18 protein-coding genes and 1 pseudogene are annotated in these 18,526 nt (G+C 35.1%); all 19 read right to left on the reverse strand.

Features of this window, described 5'->3' with window-relative positions; translation table 11 throughout:
- Positions 1-112: 112 nt before the first annotated feature.
- Positions 113-541: a secondary thiamine-phosphate synthase enzyme YjbQ gene (locus HUW50_RS22150; protein WP_066333868.1), complete on the reverse strand. Its 429-nt coding sequence runs from the start codon at positions 539-541 to the stop codon at positions 113-115.
- Positions 542-549: 8 nt separating this feature from the next.
- Positions 550-1,401, reverse strand: coding sequence for an amidohydrolase family protein (locus tag HUW50_RS22155; protein ID WP_185653281.1), 852 nt, complete (start codon positions 1,399-1,401; stop codon positions 550-552).
- A gap of 59 nt (positions 1,402-1,460) precedes the next feature.
- Positions 1,461-2,243: a fructoselysine 6-kinase gene (frlD, locus tag HUW50_RS22160; protein WP_066333853.1), complete on the reverse strand. Its 783-nt coding sequence runs from the start codon at positions 2,241-2,243 to the stop codon at positions 1,461-1,463.
- A 994-nt stretch (positions 2,244-3,237) separates the two neighbouring features.
- A complete protein-coding gene (locus tag HUW50_RS22170) occupies positions 3,238-4,209 on the reverse strand; it encodes a hypothetical protein (protein ID WP_185653282.1) in 972 nt (323 codons plus the stop codon).
- 731 nt (positions 4,210-4,940) lie between these two features.
- On the reverse strand, positions 4,941-5,315 hold the full coding sequence (locus tag HUW50_RS22175; RefSeq protein WP_066333843.1) for a hypothetical protein: 375 nt from the start codon (positions 5,313-5,315) through the stop codon (positions 4,941-4,943).
- A 138-nt stretch (positions 5,316-5,453) separates the two neighbouring features.
- A complete protein-coding gene (locus HUW50_RS22180; protein WP_185653283.1) occupies positions 5,454-5,942 on the reverse strand; it encodes a GNAT family N-acetyltransferase in 489 nt (162 codons plus the stop codon).
- A gap of 78 nt (positions 5,943-6,020) precedes the next feature.
- Positions 6,021-6,470 (reverse strand): hypothetical protein, encoded by a 450-nt coding sequence (locus tag HUW50_RS22185; protein WP_185653284.1) that lies wholly within the window; start codon positions 6,468-6,470, stop codon positions 6,021-6,023.
- Positions 6,471-6,771: 301 nt separating this feature from the next.
- Positions 6,772-7,077, reverse strand: coding sequence for a hypothetical protein (locus HUW50_RS22190; protein ID WP_185653285.1), 306 nt, complete (start codon positions 7,075-7,077; stop codon positions 6,772-6,774).
- A 146-nt stretch (positions 7,078-7,223) separates the two neighbouring features.
- Positions 7,224-9,640, reverse strand: a pseudogene (locus HUW50_RS22195) (DEAD/DEAH box helicase family protein).
- Entirely contained in the window at positions 9,633-9,959 is a 327-nt protein-coding gene (locus HUW50_RS22200; RefSeq protein WP_185653286.1) for a nucleoside triphosphate pyrophosphohydrolase, read from the reverse strand. The pseudogene HUW50_RS22195 and the gene HUW50_RS22200 overlap by 8 nt, the downstream one beginning before the upstream one ends.
- Before the next feature lie 12 nt (positions 9,960-9,971).
- Positions 9,972-10,334 (reverse strand): HIT family protein, encoded by a 363-nt coding sequence (locus HUW50_RS22205; protein WP_185653287.1) that lies wholly within the window; start codon positions 10,332-10,334, stop codon positions 9,972-9,974.
- 132 nt (positions 10,335-10,466) lie between these two features.
- Complete coding sequence (locus HUW50_RS22210; protein ID WP_185653288.1) at positions 10,467-10,784, reverse strand: helix-turn-helix domain-containing protein; 318 nt, start codon at positions 10,782-10,784, stop codon at positions 10,467-10,469.
- A gap of 969 nt (positions 10,785-11,753) precedes the next feature.
- Positions 11,754-12,416 (reverse strand): HAD family hydrolase, encoded by a 663-nt coding sequence (locus HUW50_RS22215; protein WP_185653289.1) that lies wholly within the window; start codon positions 12,414-12,416, stop codon positions 11,754-11,756.
- Between the two features lie 36 nt (positions 12,417-12,452).
- Complete coding sequence (locus tag HUW50_RS22220; RefSeq protein WP_185653290.1) at positions 12,453-13,178, reverse strand: GntR family transcriptional regulator; 726 nt, start codon at positions 13,176-13,178, stop codon at positions 12,453-12,455.
- Positions 13,179-13,236: 58 nt separating this feature from the next.
- Complete coding sequence (locus tag HUW50_RS22225; protein WP_185653291.1) at positions 13,237-14,061, reverse strand: PfkB family carbohydrate kinase; 825 nt, start codon at positions 14,059-14,061, stop codon at positions 13,237-13,239.
- Between the two features lie 6 nt (positions 14,062-14,067).
- The gene (locus HUW50_RS22230; RefSeq protein WP_185653292.1) at positions 14,068-14,958 is read right to left on the reverse strand and encodes a carbohydrate ABC transporter permease; all 891 of its coding nucleotides are present in this window, start codon (positions 14,956-14,958) and stop codon (positions 14,068-14,070) included.
- A 5-nt stretch (positions 14,959-14,963) separates the two neighbouring features.
- Positions 14,964-15,848, reverse strand: a complete 885-nt coding sequence (locus tag HUW50_RS22235) for a carbohydrate ABC transporter permease (protein WP_185653293.1) — start codon at positions 15,846-15,848, stop codon at positions 14,964-14,966.
- A 74-nt stretch (positions 15,849-15,922) separates the two neighbouring features.
- Positions 15,923-17,206 (reverse strand): ABC transporter substrate-binding protein, encoded by a 1,284-nt coding sequence (locus HUW50_RS22240; protein WP_185653294.1) that lies wholly within the window; start codon positions 17,204-17,206, stop codon positions 15,923-15,925.
- A gap of 36 nt (positions 17,207-17,242) precedes the next feature.
- Complete coding sequence (locus HUW50_RS22245) at positions 17,243-18,217, reverse strand: SIS domain-containing protein (RefSeq protein ID WP_185653295.1); 975 nt, start codon at positions 18,215-18,217, stop codon at positions 17,243-17,245.
- Positions 18,218-18,526: the final 309 nt, after the last annotated feature.

Genomic DNA, 18,526 nt, shown 5'->3' on the forward strand with positions numbered 1-18,526 from the left:
CTAGTAAACAATCCCCCCTTTCAAATGAATTTTATGTTATTGAATAGTTTAGAACATTATATAACGTATTATAGTGCTATAAATTTCCCCTCACCAAATAACTAATGAATGCTTACTCCCCAATAACCTGGATATAGACCTTTCGACTTTGCGGTCCATCAAACTCTGCTAAATAAATATCTTGGGCATGGCCAGAAATCATTTTTCCATCCTGGATCGGTAACATACAGCTATTTCCTGATAACATCGACTTCAAATGACCTGGTGCATTACTTCCTGTGGCTCCATACGATGGTAGAAAATGCGCATGCGCATATGGTTCATGCTTTGGGATCAGCCTTTCAAGTGTTTCCTCAATATCAATTTCCAAGCAATCCAGACCTTCGTTCACCATAATTCCTGTTGTCGTATGTGCTGTGATCACCGCGACCAATCCGTTTTGAATCCCAGATTCAGCAACAAATTCTCGAACCGTTTCCGTAATTTTAATTAACTGAAACTCTGACTGAGTAAGTAAAACGATATTTGTCAATTTCACCATCTGATCATCTATCCTTTCAGCCCTAAGAATTTTTCAGCGTTAGTGCCTAAGATTTTATCCAATGTTGACCTTCTCATAGGTAAGCTCTCAAGTGCTGGCTTTAAGCGATTCGCTCGGAATCTTGGTGTATTCGAACCGAACATGACCTGATCCTTAAGATTTCGATCAATCCATAAAGGTCCCATATTTTTCGTGAAAATCTGTTCATAAAAATCCTTCGCCGTATCCATATACAGCATGGACGTATCCGTATATACATTAGGATATTTCAGCATTAACATGATCGTTTCATTGATCCAAGGCCAACCAAAATGGGCTAAGCAAATTCTTAATTCCGGATGATGCAAGGCAACTTCCTCGAAATGTATTGGCTGTGAATACTTTGCTAACGCATTCGGCTCCCAGCTCATCCCAGCATGAAACATAATCGGCTTATTGTACTCTACACATTTCTCATAAATTGGTTTTAATCGTTCATCATTCGGATAAAACGCCTGTTTAGACGGGTGCAGCTTTAACCCCATTAACCCAAGATCCTTAAATGCATAATCTAGGACATCAAGTGCATCTGGGCGATGTGGATCAACACTAGCAAACCCGATAAATCGATCAGGAACCATGTCCACAAGCTTCTTTATCTCCTCATTTGAAACAACATGACCACCAGCAATTGTTGAAATATCCTCAGGCAGCAAAACGGATTTATCAATCCCTCCATAATCCATCCCCACTAAAATTTGCTCGATTGACTGTGGAGACTGCTTAAAAATCCCAAACTGCTCCTTCCGAAATGCGAGAGTTTCCTCGTCATCACAGATTCCCTCGAAAAAAATGGGATGTGTATGTACATCTATGACCATATGAATTCCACCTTTCAATCTATTAAGCTAACTCCAACAATCATTGCAACTTGATTATCCTAATATGGCTCAAACTTAGCGATAACTCCAGCTGCTGTTTTTGCACCATTTTTCAAACAGTCTTGCACACTAAAACCATTGACCACTCCAAACATGAATCCTGCGATAAATGAATCCCCGGCGCCAACCGTGTTGACAACATCCACCTCGATTGCTGCTTCCTTATAAAAAGTTGTTCCATCATAGGAAAGACTTCCATTTTCACCGATGGTAACGGTTACAATTTTAGGACCGTGACTTTTGGCTTTTTTCATAAATTCCTCGATGTATTCATCATGCTGATCATAGGAGAAAAATGCATAGTTTACATGAGGTAGAATCGTTTTGATTTCTGGTTTATGATGATAGGTAGAGAAGTCAAATATTACTTTGCTGCCATTGCTTCTGATTGTAGGAAGCAAATCGATGACCTTTCCGAATAGATCTGTATGAACATAATCAAACTCTTTGAGAAATTCGATATCATCACTTGTAAGGGAAAAATCTTTCATGACTCCTTCAAGAAGTTCGCCATGCACACGGTCATTTCCGTTTAGCTGCATCTTAATAACAGCTGTATTCCCTGCTTCTTCACGTAGATGTGATAGTTCAATTCCCTCTTTTTTTAATGTATCGATCATTAATTGACCGTACTCATCATCCCCGACAACGCTAACGACAGAGGTTTGAAGTCCAAAACGACTCATATGAATGACAAAATCGATACCATTACCGGTAGGGTATAATCTTTGTAAATTTTCATAAATATCAACACAATTAAAACCAACTGCGGCAATCTTCATCTGACTCCCCCTTGTTCAGATTCTTAAAAATTGAATAGGAAAGATCTATTTCTAGTATTCAACTGATCTATTATATAATCACCCCATCTTTCCTTTTTAGCTTTTAGTATAATTGTATATAATGTAATATAACCTATTATGATGTTACATCAATTGCTGGATTTGGTCAATATTCAATACATTGTTTTTCTATTAGTTTTTGTCGTCATTTTTTTTAAGAGGCTAGGGATTTTTGTCGAGGTTTGGGTGTTGTTGCTGGATTATAAGTGAGATTGTGGTCGTTTAGTATAAGACAGGGAGAAAGTAAAGATAGTGTATATGGGAAAGAGTATGACTCAATCGGGGCGTGATTAGTAACTGATCACTTTTATTCTTGGAATGTATGCCTTTTTTGGGATAGGATTTCTTAACGTAAAAGATCCATTGTTGTATAAGTTCAATTTTGAAACGATAAATATCAAAATGACCAACTGTCATTGAAATAAAGTCACGATGTTTATAATAGCGATGAGATGTTTTGAACAAAGTTGTGATGTTTTACCCCTTTGTTATTTTTAGCCAAAGGGGTGTTTTTATGTCTAAAAGAATAAGAACATCTGAGATTGAAAAATGGTTTATAGAATCCCGCGGTACAGGAATAGGTACATACTATCAGACTTGGTTAAAGATTAAAGACTTATCCTAATTAGTTCGGCCAACGAGACTAAAAGGCAAAAAGACGAGCAGAGAGCATGAGTTTTTATCAAGTTGGGAACGAAGCTATTTTTTGTGACTGAATTTTCAGTATCGGTAGTGGATATTCGTGAGTTGCCAAAAGAAGGTACGATACTAGCGAGATATACATTACGTGAAAACTCGTCTGGTCAACAAAAGGGGCAAAAACATATCTCTAAAAGGACGCAAGAAACTCGGATAATTTTTTTCAAAGTAATGGTACCACTGATTCGTTTATAACTAAGCATTTAGACAGCTTAAAAGACAATTTACTGTGTAATTAACTTCGCTCGGACTCATCTCGAAGGGCTCGACGGCGTTCGTGCAGCACCAGCAGGATAATCATCCCCATTATCACACCTAAGACGATGCCGGCCTCTGTGGTTAACAACCATGCCAATGGGTATTCTGGGGAGGGTGGCGCATCGAGTCGAACTGAAGATAAGGCAGAATATAGGTTGTTGGAGAACAGCATTCCCGAGGAAATCCATGCCGCTGCCATTGGGGGCAGAAACCACCTCGACCCACGTCGGGATGCTATCACCAGTATTCCCCACGCACCAGTAAGGGACCACACACCTGTACTCAATGATAGGAGGTGCCACCACAGATCGCGTTCATCCATTGTTGCCGTGTCGATGCCGAAAGTGCCGCCAACCGCCCAAAACACCTTGATTACACCGAGTAGGATGCAGCCGGCAGCGACGATTCTAGCCAAGATGATCTGCAGTTGTCTAGTGTTGCCCGGCAACTCCTTGTAGTCGGTTGTTCCACTCAGCGCCTCTGGCCAACGTGCCTTTGCATACCCCGCCAATGCAATCGGCAGGAAGATGCCGATCCCGAAAAGCGAGATCATGACGAAAATTTGCTCGAATACCCAGAAGTCGGCGGCACCTGCCTCTTGATCCCGGATCATAGCTGCAGGTCCTAGAATCGGTGCTATCAAGAGCATGGGTACGAGTAACCCGGTACCAACCCAAACCGGCAGAGCAACCATCCACGCGGGTAATCGCTCTCCCCACGGTCTGCAGAACGCCATTGCAAGAAGGATACCAATCGCAGCGAGAACCGCGGTAACTGCGTTTATCATTCGCCAGCTGGCATCACCCATTTGCTCGGTTGGAAGGAAGAGTCCGAAAGTCCATACGATTTTGATCAGTAGATAAGGCGTTACTGCTATGGCTGCACCATAACCGCAGATTTTACGCAACTTCAACAATCTTGAGACCTGCCTCTCTACCGTACCTGTCACGTCCACACCTCCGCTACAAGCTCTAACTCAATTGTTTTCATTCTCGTATTGTTCATCAAAAATTCTCCTTTAAAGAGTATTTTAACGTTTATTAATATATCATTAGTGTAATAGTTTATTAAACAATTTTTGTTAATTTTAACTTAATCTTAAACAATGGATCACTTTAATAAATACATTACGGTTATTATTTTTTAGTTCAATACCTGTGCAATTTTAAAAACTGTAAAACCCTATATAACACGAATTACCAATCAATCGAATACTAAATTCTACTTCCCCTTCAGAAAAGTGGACCTACACACATCTGAAACTCCATCTAGTATGCCGTCATTACATGGATACTTCTTCTCCCTCCCCCACCCTATGTAAAGTGATGTTTTCTTCACCTCTCTCCATATTCTTCAGTAACTTATTAGAGATTCTCTGATTTTTTTGTTAATGTGTTATGTGTCTTTTTTTTAAATTCGAGCTTCCATTTACAATCCTCCTGACCTATAGGGATGTCTACTTTATTTTCTAGTTGTTTATTTATTTCATATTTTATTTTCTATTTATTATTATTCGAGCTTATTTAATAATCATGGATATGAAGAATTGTTCAATACATGCGTTACATAAAAAACTTAAAATGCTTTTAATAAAGAAATTACAGCAAGACAAAAAAAATAAACCACGATACGTCGTAGCTTATTACTTTAATTACATGTGATTATTCTATTTCACCACATCTAGAAACGATCTTTTGGAAAAATTTTATTCATTATTTCTTCCATTTGCATTTTTTTTTCTGTTTTAATATATGATTTATTATAGAGATCTATATCTTCCTTTAATTTTTCAATTGCTTCTTCTTCTGTAAACCCTATTCCTCTACATGCACGATAGACGTGGCATCTAGCTGTATAAAAATCATCTTCCTTTTCAATAACGAATGGCATAAAAATAGGCATTTCAATCGTTCGAACATCAGTAATAGTTTCTAATGTCACTTCAAATAAATCAAAAACTTCGTCTGGTAAAATCGGAGAACCTTGTTTTGATCTTTCTGAAATCTTTTTAGCTACTTCATGTAAAAAATCGAGATCTTTATTTTTTTCTTTCATCTATTTAACTCCTTAGTTAATAAGCTAATCTTTTAATTTAGTGAATCCTATAGATGGGTATTACGATTTTACTTTTGCAATTCACTTGAAATTATACTACTTTTAATCAATTTTACTATCATATTTCCTTTAAAACATTTACTTCAATTTTTTACTCATATTGTACCAAACGACTCCACCATGTTTAGAATTTGAAACACCGCAATTGATGTATCCTTGATTTTCATAAAAGGAAATTAAGTTTTCTTTACAAGTTAGTGTTATTGTTTCCCGTTTGTTTGTATTGGCTTCTTTTTCAAGATGTTCAAGCAACGCTGATGCCACACCTTGTTTCTGAAATTGTGGTGCAACTGCTAAACCAAGAATACTTTGATGACCGCCAGATGCTGGATTTGCCTTGATATAATTGAATAAATCATCTGTAATATAGGCAGTTTCTATGACAGGTCCATTGACTAATCCAATGATCACTCCATCCTCTTCAGCTACAAAAAAACTATCAGGAATAAGGTGAATCCGCTTTTCGAATCCTTCTTTTGTCGCAGCCTCTTCTATTGTAAAGCAACTATTTTCTATTACAACAAGTTCAGGTAAATCTTCCATTTTAACGTTACGAATTTTTAACATATTGATCATTTCCTCCAAAATAGTACGATTATTCGTACAATCTTTTGACTAAAGGCAAAGTAAGCTTCAAATAACATTCTACTCCATACCCCATTTTCCAAAATAGACTTGATTCTCTTTTGCGTAATCAGTCCCTGCATAATAATAGATTGGTGACCAAAGATAATGAACAGAACTTTGCTTCTCGATTTCAGTAAATGTATGTTTCCCTTGATACCTAAAATAACGAAATTTGATTCCAACACTATCCTCTTTACAATATTCCGAGATGAGGTGTTCCACACCAAACACTTGAAAGTCATTGTTTTCTGTTTGAATGACTTGTGCAATACATAATCCTTTCATTTCTACGTTCCAAAGGACATTTCCACCATAAATTGATGCTAGAACATACTCTTTGTTTTTAATTAATTTCTCAATTAATACGTTTACTGGTGTATCTTCTTTGATCGTGACTGATTTTTTATGAGACTCACAATCATCCCCTGCAAGTACGGAGTCTCTATCTATTAATAGGATAAGTTTCATATATTCCGTTTCTCCCCTCAATTATTTTTAATCAAAACCTGAAGTAAGGTTGAGCTGCAATTTAGTGAAAATATACCATTAACAAAGTAAATAAGAACAAAAAGTTAGTTTACTGACCAGAACTTTCGTAATTCATAAGGTAGTTTCTAGTTATCTTCCAACAAAGGATATGATTAAGAATAATAGAAAAATGGCCGTTTTTATTCTATTTTTTAATTAGCAGAAAACTCATCACTTAATACAGATTGTAACTATTATTTCGGGAAAATAACAATTTCCATTTTCCACTCTGCAAAGTCCCTTAAAATGGAAGGTTGTCATCACTTATAAAATCTTGGTTATTTATATATAATTGTTGTTCATCCGCACTGTCTTCGTTAGCATTCCCTCCACATTTAGGACAGGAAATATATTCATCTTGTAACTGGAATCCAACAAATCCATGTGTTACATCTTGTATAGAAAAAATATCTAGCCATGATACTTCGAAGTTGATAGCACATAACTTACAATGAAATGAGGATGTGCCAAAGTGTTCAACTTTATTTTGTTTTCTCCCGTTCTTTTTCTTTCTTTTCATTGACATCTCTTTTGAACTCCGCTCCATTGGATAGTCTCTCAACACTTTAACGTATTTTAGAGACTGTCCAAATATTTAATTGCAATATATATTATACGAACGTATTATGCTATTTTATCGTTATAAAAGTGCACAAGGCTACAAAAAGATTATTTTTCATTTTTTTATTTTTACTATTTATTCCCCTTCCTCTCAAAATGATAATGCAGCCTATACTCACATATCTCCTTCATCCAGTTAAACAAGATGTCTTCATCATCTTCTTCAATTTGTAAGTTTGGAGTAAATTGATTATTTTCAAAGGTAATCAGGCCCTTAGGGCTTCCACTCCACTTTGTCATAGGCATTTTAATGATAAGGCTACTGACCTTTTCTACATTGTAATCCCATAGTTTTTTCGTTTCTTTATCAGAAAAATCGATCCGTTTACGATATTCTTTTTCTGTTAAGTAGGAATGGAAAAACGGTGCAACCTCCTGTGGGGTGATCGGTTTATACCATTCCGATTGCCCTCGTTGCAGCATGGCTAATAGCACGACCATTTTATAGCTTTTTGCCATTCCCGTTTTCTCGACTTCATTGACCCATTCTTTATGTTTTGAAAATATTGTTTTTTCAATTTCTGATAGTTCTTCAGTCCAATCAAGAAAGCCTATGTATGATTTAAACTCCTGGCGATATTGAATCGAATCCGCTTGTCCATTTAAATGGAGTTCAAGGTAGGTTGGTATTCGGCCAATCTCTTGCTTTAAATCAAAATATGATTGGAGTAGTTTCTCTTTCCTTGGCTGGCGCTTTTTTGTCATTTCCTTTAGAAGGTTAATGACATTAAGTTCTAGATTAATGACACAGCTATTTGGTACAGTTGGTACAATTGTTTTATTTGTTTTTCCTTCCTTTTTCTCCGTATCAAATAAATTCAATTTAATATCCGCATTTCTGTAGTTTCCGATTAAATCAATGATGACACAGTGTTCTTTTCCTTGATGTAAGCGAAGACCACGACCAATTTGTTGAGTGAAAACTGTTAATGATTCAGTTGGTCTTACAAAAAGGAGTGTATCAACGGCTGGGATATCGACCCCTTCATTGAACAAATCAACAGTGAAAATCGCATCTATTTTACCTTGATCGAGTAATGTGATCACGTCTTCTCTTCGATACTCTGTTTGTTTTGAAGTCAGGCTGATGGTTTGGTAACCATTTTGATTAAAATAGTTTGATAAGAAGATAGCCTGTCTAATGGACGAGCAGAATACAATCGTTCTTTTTTTTTATGCTTCTCCCAGGCTGTTAAAATGTTATGAGCCATTTCATCCTTTACTTGTACTTGTAATAATTCTTCCTCATCATAATGAGTACCTAACCATGAGATTTGACTGTAGTCTGTTTCATCGTATACACCATAATAATGAAATGGTGCTAACCACTCTTGCTTAATCGCATCTAAAAAATCAATTCGATAGGCAACATTTCCATCACAAATTGAATAAACATCTTTATTGTCATTTCTTTCAGGTGTTGCTGTGATCCCTAATAAAAATTCAGGTTTGAAAAAGTGCAGTACTCGTTGATAAGACTTTGCTGCCGCATGATGGAATTCATCAATTATGATCAAATCAAAATCAGAAGGTTGAAAGATGTTTAAATGCTGTTCAAGACTTAATGTATAAATGGAAGCAAAGACACAGTCGACATCTGCCTCTTTCTGCTTCCCGTTATAAATCCCAAACGATCGATTTTTCATTATCGATGAAAAAGACTTTTTGGCTTGGAATAGAATTTCCTCGCGATGGGCTATAAATAAAATACACTTGAACCGCTCTGCAAAAAATCCTGCTAAAAATGTTTTACCCAACCCCGTTGCCATCACAACAAGAGCAGACTTATATCCTTCCTCTATTGTATTCTCTAGTTCTTCCAATGCATCAATTTGCGCGAAACGAGGCTTGATCTCTCCATAGCTCTCTCGATTTTCTAGAATAACAGACACGTTCTGTTCAGGTTCGGTACTAGGGAGCATTAATTCAATCTCTTCTAGCTTTGTCCAGTTTTTCTCGAGATTTGGATGCTTTTGATGATATTTCTCATGTTTTTCAAAGTAGCCTTTAATGCTTTCTTCATTAATTGAAATCGTTTGCTCATGATACATAAGCTTTGTAAACTGATCTAGGGCATCTTTAAACACATCAGGGCTGTTCTGAATGGCAACATTCCATTCAACACCACTTGTTAACGCTGATCGTGAAAGATTCGAAGATCCTATTACAAGGTGCCCTTCCTTTTCAAGATGGAATAAATACGCCTTTGGATGGAAGGAGATTCCGTTGTTGTTCCATAGGCGAATTTCAATTTTCTCATGAATGGTATTCAATACTTCTAACGCTTCCGGCTGGGTAATATATAGATAGTCACCTGTACAAAACTTTATATCAGCACCTCGTTCAGCTGCACACTTTAATGGCTCGCGTAACAATTCAACCCCTGATTTCATAACAAATGAGGTTAAAATACAAATGGTTGAAGCCTTTTCTATTTTTTCTACCATATGACTAACTAGCTGGCTCGTTATTAATTCAACCTTACTCATCATCAACCTCGACAAGATAAATTTTTTCTTTAAAACCTCCACGCTCAACAGCTTTCTTTTTCCTAATTTCTTCGATTTGATTGATTGAAGAGCCGTGATACTCTGCTAACGCGTGGATAATCTCAAGAACATCCGCTAGCTCTTCAAGTGAGCTTTCTTTATCCTTTGCTTCAACATATTCCGTTAGTTCTTCAAAGCCTTTGGTTTGTAATTCTTTTATGTATTCTTCATTAGATAAGATTTTTGTCATATACTTCTTTCCTGTTTTCTCAATGATTTCTGGTATTTTGTCTCGAACAAGCTTATTGTAAACTGGCATTTTGCATCTCCTTTAATACATTCTTTTTTCTGGTATTACTCCTCTTACACCACCACGTGGTTCCTTCATATCCCCTCTATATCGTGGGATTAAATGTACATGGACATGGAAGATCGTTTGACCTGCTGCTTCCCCATTATTTATGCCAATATTGTAGCCATCAGGCTTTAATTGTTGGTCTAATAATTTCTTCCCTTTAAAAAGCAAGTCATCAATTGCTTGTTTTTCTTCTGATGTTAAATCAAAATAGTTTTCAACATGACGTTTAGGGATGATTAGCAGGTGCCCTTTTGTCACAGGATATTTGTCAAAAAAGGCTTGTGCTAAGTTGTTTTCAAAGATGATTTCGTTCATATAACAAAAAATGCATGACATTTTGTTTACCTCGTTAATAAATGTTTTCTTTTACTTTATCAAATATTTGGGTGAATTAATATTGTGAAAAATGGTTTATTTTCATGTGAATAATATGTCCATTCTTTTAAACAAAACAAATCTTATAAATTTTTAATTACTTATTGATACTTTTTTATACCGTTCAACACTAATCATTACATCTCTAGGAGTTAATTTATTTTCTTTTAATTTTTGAATTAACACAATCCATTTGGGTTCTATGTTATAAATACTTTCATCTAAATCTAATAGATAGAGAGGAGAAACTTGATAATAATTTGATAAAGTGATTAAATGTTCACATTTAAAGGATTTATACTTTCCTTGTTCCAGCCAATGAAGACTACTTAGATTTAATTCAATTTCAACTTGTTTTATTGTTAGACCTTTACTTACTCTAACCTCATTTAATCGTTTACCAATAGTCATTTTAATTTTCCCTCCTAAAAAGTGTAACTAATTTTTATGAGCAATTATCACTATGACTATTAGACCACATGCGAATTAAATCTATATTAAAGAAAAGTAAATATTATGTAATTATCCCTTTTTATTGATTTAAATATAAATCAATTAAATTACAAATATAAATTTTAAAATATAAGTTTTAATTATTGAGGTCAATTTAAAAATTATGAAATTCGCTCTAAAGTAGAAAAACATATTTTTATACATTAGTTACTGTTCAATTATTGGAAAATATCTGGAAATTAATTAAAGGATAAATTGTAGGAAGTGTGGTTGAGTTGTAGTGTACAATCCAAAGGTTCCATATTCAGTCTGATGTAAGATTAAGTGCTTAGCAGAGTTCCTGCTAAAAATTGGACACTCTGCTAATGTTACTCCCTATACGATACCGGTGGTCGGGGTCGAAATAGCTTCATAAACACTGAATCTATAAGGTCTACCAATACGCTTGTGAAAAATTTGTGTAAAATAATTTATAAATGAGAGGTACTGGTGTATTTTCCGCATGATACGGTTCAGAGTGATGTATCTAAATGAGGTTCCAAATTTTATTGAGGTTTTTAGTAGTAAAGTTCTTTCTTTTTTTAGTACCTGGTTCTTATCGGGGACTTTCTTCAGATTGGAAATTCCACTTATTATTTAATATTCAAATAACGATTTATTCTATAGTTATAGAACATTTCTTTAAAAATTTGAATGCTATTCCTTGGAACTTGTAGGGACTTTTACTTTACTATCTATTCAATGCAATAACTTGGAAAAACTAACCTATTTTAAAAGGCGTTAAAATCCTCCATTAAAAAAGAAGCATGGAATAAAGTTCACACGCCTCTTTCTTATAAAGCATATACAGATGTAGTCAACTACTAAACAATAACTTAATAAATATCAATAGTTTCAAATCAAACGATAGAATGTTAACTCTATTAACTAAGACTTTTGGTAAGTTAATTTTCCAAGAAGATCTGACAAGGCACAATCTGTCATAGAAGATAGTCGATAATCAACTTCAGGAAATGTTAAATGCTTAGTGGTGTCATTCGGAACAATCACACAGGTTAAACCTGCTCGCTTTGCGGCGAGTGAACCATTAGCGGAATCTTCGAAAGCAATACAGGATTCAGGTTCAACACCTAGCTCGTTAGCTGCTAACAGGTAAAGCTCTGGGTTGGGTTTCACTTCAACAACATCGTTAGAAGTCATGATACACTCAAAATAATGTATTAAACCTAACCGATTTAAATGGTTTGAAACCCATTTATAATCAGAGCTTGAAGCAAGACCAATTTTTAAGTTCATGGCTTGTGCTTCCTTGAGGTAATTTTCCACACCTGGTCGTACCTTTAATGTATTCAACCTTGTTTCCAACTTTTCTTTATTTATTTTTTTGAGCTGCGCTCGATCAATTTGTTCTATTTCCTTTTCCAAAAGATCGTATATCGTAAAATTGGATTTTGTTCCAATATTTTGTATCCATTCCTTAAATGGAAATTCTAAATTATATAAATCAAACATTTCTTGATAAATCGTTGTATGAACTGATTCGGTATCAAAAATCAAACCATCAAAGTCAAAAACAACCGCTTTATACATGAATTCAATTCCTCTACGTAAATTTTAACCCTCCATTTAGTAATCCGTTTCTAGTCGTAACTTCACCCGATCTGCAATTAAATGGTAGTTTGAATAATGGACAGGGGTTAATTCTTCATTATAAATAATTTTATCTACTAATATAATTGGTGTCATTCTATTAACCTCTAAATGCTTTTGTACCTCTTCTGTTGGATGTACAAATTCAAGATCCTTACAAACTTTTTTGAAATTTATTCCATACTCGTCGTTAATAATCTTAAAGGTTGAACTGTCTGATGTAATTTTGTTTTCTATTGAGGGATAAAGTACTGTTGGAAAGTATGCATAATCCAAACTTAAAATTTGTTTATTTCGATAGACTTTTCTTACTAGTTCAATGTACTCATCAAATTTATTATTAAATTTATTATTAATATGGGGTGTCCCTTTTATTTTCTCCATTGAAATAATATCTTTTGTAATAAATTCACTCTTTGTCGTCAAGCCTTCGGTGTATCCCTGAATATGTAAAAGGTGAATTTCTTTACGAAATATATTCACAAATGTACCTTTTCCCCGAATAATTTGAAGAACACCTTCGTCTACTAATTCTTTTATTGCACGACGTATGGATATTCTACTAGCTTGAAAAATTTCACATAATTCAGCTTCAGTAGGAATTTGATCACCTTGATTTAGCTGGTTCGATTCAATATATTGTTTAATTCCGGTCATGATTTCTTCATATAAATAATTTTGAATTTGATCGCGGTTACTCATTAAGTACGCTCCTATATTTTTAACGTTACCATTAATTATACATGAACCTTTAAGCTAGTTAAACTTTTTGCATTTCTTTTGGGTAACCGAATCCACCGTATTCTTGGCAAGTCTTTTCAGCGGACCTTGTTCCTTTCGCAATCGCAACTTCTATGTCATCACCACTCATATAAGAAGTTAAAAAGCCTGCGATTAAGCTGTCACCTGCACCCATTGTGTCAACCACATCAATTTTCTTTAACTTCTGCTCATAAATCTCTCCATTTTTGATAAAGATCGCTGGTCTTCCTCCTCTAGTCAACCCAATGATTTCAAACTGAAAAGAACTTATATCTCTAATGAAACGTTCAAAATCTTCATCTGAAAGCTCAGCAGCTGAGAAAAAAGCATAAGAAATATACGGAGCAATCGATTCAATATAAGGAAGGTCCTTCCTATTTGAAAAGTCATACGAAACTTTTGACACTTGTGACAATTTTGCTAGTTCACTTTCCATGGAGGAAAAACAGCTCACATGGCTTAAATCAAAGATTTTTATATAATCCAGCTCTTCTTGAACGAGCTGAATTTTAAATTTATGCTGTACGGTATTTTTAGGCCCTCCTACAAATACACGGTCATTATCTTCTGTTAATGTAACTTGCGGCTGTCCAGTAATACCAGATACGTCGCGTGAAAAGCGATAATCGATCCCTTCTTGACTAAGTACATACTTGATATGATCAGCAGGCTCATCGTTCCCAAATATCCCAATATACGAAACTTCACTAGCCCCATTACGTTTGGCATTTACTGCTACATTGACACAATTACCTCCAGGATAATATTTATCTTGATCCAAATAGCAGTCAACTACGTTATCACCAATTGTTATTAGTTTCATAAGTAATCATCCTTTCACAGATCCTTCTGCAAGACCTCTAACCAAATATTTTTGTAAGAATATAAGTAGAACAATCATTGGTACTGTTGCAATAACCATTCCTGATAGCAATACTCCCCAGTCTGTACGAAGAGCATCTCGAAAGACCATTAATCCTGATGGGATCGTTTTTAATTCACTAGAATTAATGAAAACGGTCGCGAATAAGAATTCATTCCATGCGAAATATGCGGTTAAAATAACAGATGTAATGACAATAGGTAATGATATTGGTAAATAAATACGCCAATAAATACCAAATTCAGTACAACCATCCATCAATGCTGATTCAGATAACTCTTTAGGTACTGTTAAAAAGAAAGCCCGAATCAATATAATCGTTAAAGGTAATCGATAGGCTACATAGGTCAAAATGAGTGCCCAATGTGTATCTAATAAGTTTGTTATTGTTAAAATTTCAAATAAAGGGATTAAAGCAACTTGTGGATTCATCATTAACCCACCAATAGTAAATAAGAGTGCAGCGTCAATCCATCGATTTTTATACCTAGATAATACGAACGCAGCCATCGATCCTATTATGACGGTTAAGACAATCGTTGAAGCGGTTACATACACACTGTTGAAAAAATAGCTCGAAATCCCTTTCGACCATGCTAGGGAATAGTTTTCAAACTTCCATTCCGTTGGTAAAGCCCAAACATTACTGTAGATTTCCTGATAACTTTTAAATGATGAAATAAACATCCAAAATAGTGGATATAGTATGATAACGGCAAAGCTAAGCAAACCGAGCAATACGATATTTTTGGTGATTCGTGTCTGAACTGGGAGTTTCATTTTATTTGTAGGAATGGTACTAGGGAAAGTTGACTTCTTCAAATTAGTTTTTATCATGTATTTCAATCCTCCTTCCCTGTTTTCGATACTTTGATTTGTATAAGCGCAAATACAGCAGATAGTAAGAAGATAAGAGATGCTAATGTTGATGCATAACCCATGTCATCTTTAATGAAACCTGTTTGATACATGTGAACCGCTAATGTCATGGAACTATTTCCTGGACCACCATTTGTAAGAATGTAAGGTTCATTAAATACTAGAATAGATCCAGTCACAGTAACTAATAAGTTAACAAACGTAGCTTCTTTTACTTGTGGCACCGTTACACTAAAGAATCTTCGTATTTTTCCAGCACCATCTATCTCTGCAGCTTCATATAACTCTTTCGGAATTTTCTGAATCGAAACGATAAATAACATCGTAATTAGCCCAATACTTTGCCATTGTGACATTGCGATAACACTATATATTGCAGTTGTTGAATTACCTAACCAAGGCTTGGCCAACTGTTCTATTCCAAGGAGCTCTAGGAAACTATTTAATAACCCAATTTGGGGATTATAGACAAATCCAAATAATAAGGCAATAACAGAGATTGAAATCATGACTGGCATAAAATAAATAACTCGTAAAGCTGGAGCGAAGCGTCTAAAGAATTTATCCTCTAAAATAGCAGCTAGCACTAAAGCAAAGAACACTTGCAGTAAAACGGAAATGATGGCATATTTGACATTGTTGTTTAATGCAATGATGGCTACCTCATCAACAAATAATTCTTTAATTTTACTCAAACCAACAAACTCTTTCGATTGAGAAAATACACTAAATTCAAAAAAACTATTATAGAAGTTTTGAATAAGTGGTATGTAAATAAATAGTCCTAAAAATAAAATGGTTGGTAACATGAATAAGATTGGTGTTATATTCCCCTTTTTTAACTTCATTACAAATCCCCCACCCTTCTTTTGAAGAATTGCCCTAACCTTTTAATATCTTAGTTAGGGCAATTTCTATCTTTTTATTGGTTACGTAATTTAGCAGCTGCTTCCTGTACTTTTGCCATAATCTCTTCTGGTGTCGTTTGACCGGTTGCTAATTCTTGACCACCTCGCATAAAAATATCAGCAATTGATACATCAACCGCATTATCAAACCAAGGGGTCGCATCTGATGCATCTAGAATAATTTGATAGGCTTCTAGACTTTCTGGATTGGAGGTTTCTTCCGATACACCGCCCTTGATAGCGTTCAACTGACCATCTGCTTTCGTAAATGCTTTAGCAGTTTCCTCTGAAGTCAGGAATTTTAAAAACTCTACGGCTTCAGGTGGAGCATTGTTACTTAACATCCATCCTTCTGGTGCACCGGTAAGTGATTTAGGTCTTCCTTCTCCATCTTCAACTGCCGGGAAATTAAAGAACCCAAACTCCACATTGCCAGCATCTTGTACATATTTAACCTCTGCAAATTGCATATATAATACTGGAACTTCACCAGCAGCAAACATGTTTCGAGCTGTTTCATGATCAATAGCCGTCGAAACATCACCCATGTAAGTGGTTAACTCTTTAAAAGTTTCTAGACCACGAATATATCCTGGATCTGTAAATTCACCAGTCTCAATGTTATAGTCTTTAAGAAGTACATCATAGTTTATGACTCTATCAAAAATAGTTCCCATGTAATGAGAGATTGCCCAACCATTTGTTAAACCTTCTACTAATGGTGTTTCATAGCCTGCTTCCTTCAGTTGATCTAACGCATTGATAAGTTCACCATATGACCCTGGTACCGCTATATTATTTTCTTCAAATATTTGTTTGTTATAAAAGAAAGCTTTACCGTCAACAGTAAACGGTATTCCATACGTAACATCATCAAACGTAAATCCAGCATATTGTGACTCGATAATATTACCTGACCATTCTGTATCCTCCGCCATGATATCATTTAGCTCCATAATACGTCCGGAACTTACTAGATTTTCGGCAAAAGTGTCTGACCATGAGGTGAAAACATCAGGAAGATCATCATTTGAAACCAGTACTCTAATCTTTTCTTTATAAGAATCATTTAAAACAGCATCAACATTAATTTTTACATTAGGATGCAGCTTTTCAAATTCTGCAATTTTTTCATCATAAAATGATTTTCTAGGTTCATTCGGCCATCTATGAAAGAAATCAATCACTACTTGATCACCATCAGATGCTTTGCCATTGCTTTCATTGGAGGAAGAACATGCTGCTAAAAACATAGAGCTAACTAAAATAATAACTAAAAAGCATAATAACTTTTTCATTTAATTATTTCCCCCTCGTAACCAACTTTTAGAATATTAATACTCCATTTTCCACATATATCTTCTTACTGATAATGGATGTCCAGTATGTTCAGCTAAACCATCAGCGTATAAGCGTAATACAGGTCCCGCCAGTGCTGTACCAAAATACTCTTTAAGGTCTTCGTCTACTCCACTATAATCAAACTCTTTAACGTTAACAACCTCAACTTTTTCGCTATATTTTGTTACAAAATTAAGAGCACGTTGATCAAGTGGTGTACTTGATCCCTCTCCAACTACTATTAAAAATGGGACATCAAAATCAGTTACTTCAAATGGTCCATGGAAATATTCTCCTGAATGAATAGCGTTTGAGTTGATCCAAAGCATTTCCATCAACAAACAACTTGTGAATGAATAAGCATGATGGATATATGCTCCACTTGCCATTGTGTAAATAACCTTATCACGCTTATACTTCTTTCCAAATTCGTCAGCTACATCCTTATGCTTTGCTTGGTTGCTTTCAATTAACTGACCTAGCTTAGATAATTGTTCCACACCACGGAGATATTTCTCTTCCCCAGTAAGTTGATTAAGTAACTGAAAGAGTAAGGTGTAGTATACCCCTATTTCCCCATCAATTGCATCAGATCCATCTTTGTAATTGTAATGTACAGTATATTCTGATTCTTGACAAAGAGGAGATTCAACATCCATTGAAATGGCAACAGTTAAGGCACCTTGTTCTCTAGCATATGTAGCAGCTCCAACTGTTTCTGGTGTTGTACCAGAATGAGATCTCAGTATCACTAGGCTGTTTTCACCCAATGCTTTTGGTGCACGATGAATAAATTCATTTGAAGTATAGACAAAGCTTGGCATGTCAGTATCTTTTGTAACAAAATAATCCCCTAATGAAAGCGCTGCCATAGAACCGCCACATGCAACAAAGAAAATGTTGTTAATATCCTTTCCTTTCACAGCCTCGATAACGTTTTGAATTTGTTCCACATGTTCTTGTTTCATAAATTTAACTCTCCCTTCAAATTTTAACTTAGTTTGGTAGTGAATTTTTTAGTTATCATCTAACTCCCTAAGTTTTTATGATGTCATATAACATCATCTCTAAGGTTATAGTACATCATATGATGTCATAGGTCAACGGTTTATTTAAAATTTTCTGATAATTTTTTTGAGTTTAATAAGGAATGATGTGAGAAAACCTATTCTCATTCATTTGGAAAAAGCATCTAACTCCTGTGAGTTAAGCCTCATTTAAAAAGACATATATAATTTAAATAGGTTATCAATGTCTAAAGCGTTTCTGGCCTGCTT

It is taken from the genome of Metabacillus sp. KUDC1714 (assembly GCF_014217835.1).
In the GTDB taxonomy this organism is placed as follows: domain Bacteria; phylum Bacillota; class Bacilli; order Bacillales; family Bacillaceae; genus Metabacillus; species Metabacillus rhizosphaerae.

Coding starts and splice junctions, on each gene's coding strand:
- HUW50_RS22150 (WP_066333868.1), bottom strand. CDS start 541: ATGGTGAAATTGACAAATATCGTTTTACTTACTCAGTCAGAGTTTCAG.
- HUW50_RS22155 (WP_185653281.1), bottom strand. CDS start 1,401: ATGGTCATAGATGTACATACACATCCCATTTTTTTCGAGGGAATCTGT.
- frlD (WP_066333853.1), bottom strand. CDS start 2,243: ATGAAGATTGCCGCAGTTGGTTTTAATTGTGTTGATATTTATGAAAAT.
- HUW50_RS22175 (WP_066333843.1), bottom strand. CDS start 5,315: ATGAAAGAAAAAAATAAAGATCTCGATTTTTTACATGAAGTAGCTAAA.
- HUW50_RS22180 (WP_185653283.1), bottom strand. CDS start 5,942: ATGTTAAAAATTCGTAACGTTAAAATGGAAGATTTACCTGAACTTGTT.
- HUW50_RS22185 (WP_185653284.1), bottom strand. CDS start 6,470: ATGAAACTTATCCTATTAATAGATAGAGACTCCGTACTTGCAGGGGAT.
- HUW50_RS22190 (WP_185653285.1), bottom strand. CDS start 7,077: ATGGAGCGGAGTTCAAAAGAGATGTCAATGAAAAGAAAGAAAAAGAAC.
- HUW50_RS22200 (WP_185653286.1), bottom strand. CDS start 9,959: ATGCCAGTTTACAATAAGCTTGTTCGAGACAAAATACCAGAAATCATT.
- HUW50_RS22205 (WP_185653287.1), bottom strand. CDS start 10,334: ATGTCATGCATTTTTTGTTATATGAACGAAATCATCTTTGAAAACAAC.
- HUW50_RS22210 (WP_185653288.1), bottom strand. CDS start 10,784: ATGACTATTGGTAAACGATTAAATGAGGTTAGAGTAAGTAAAGGTCTA.
- HUW50_RS22215 (WP_185653289.1), bottom strand. CDS start 12,416: ATGTATAAAGCGGTTGTTTTTGACTTTGATGGTTTGATTTTTGATACC.
- HUW50_RS22220 (WP_185653290.1), bottom strand. CDS start 13,178: ATGAGTAACCGCGATCAAATTCAAAATTATTTATATGAAGAAATCATG.
- HUW50_RS22225 (WP_185653291.1), bottom strand. CDS start 14,061: ATGAAACTAATAACAATTGGTGATAACGTAGTTGACTGCTATTTGGAT.
- HUW50_RS22230 (WP_185653292.1), bottom strand. CDS start 14,958: ATGATAAAAACTAATTTGAAGAAGTCAACTTTCCCTAGTACCATTCCT.
- HUW50_RS22235 (WP_185653293.1), bottom strand. CDS start 15,848: ATGAAGTTAAAAAAGGGGAATATAACACCAATCTTATTCATGTTACCA.
- HUW50_RS22240 (WP_185653294.1), bottom strand. CDS start 17,206: ATGAAAAAGTTATTATGCTTTTTAGTTATTATTTTAGTTAGCTCTATG.
- HUW50_RS22245 (WP_185653295.1), bottom strand. CDS start 18,217: ATGAAACAAGAACATGTGGAACAAATTCAAAACGTTATCGAGGCTGTG.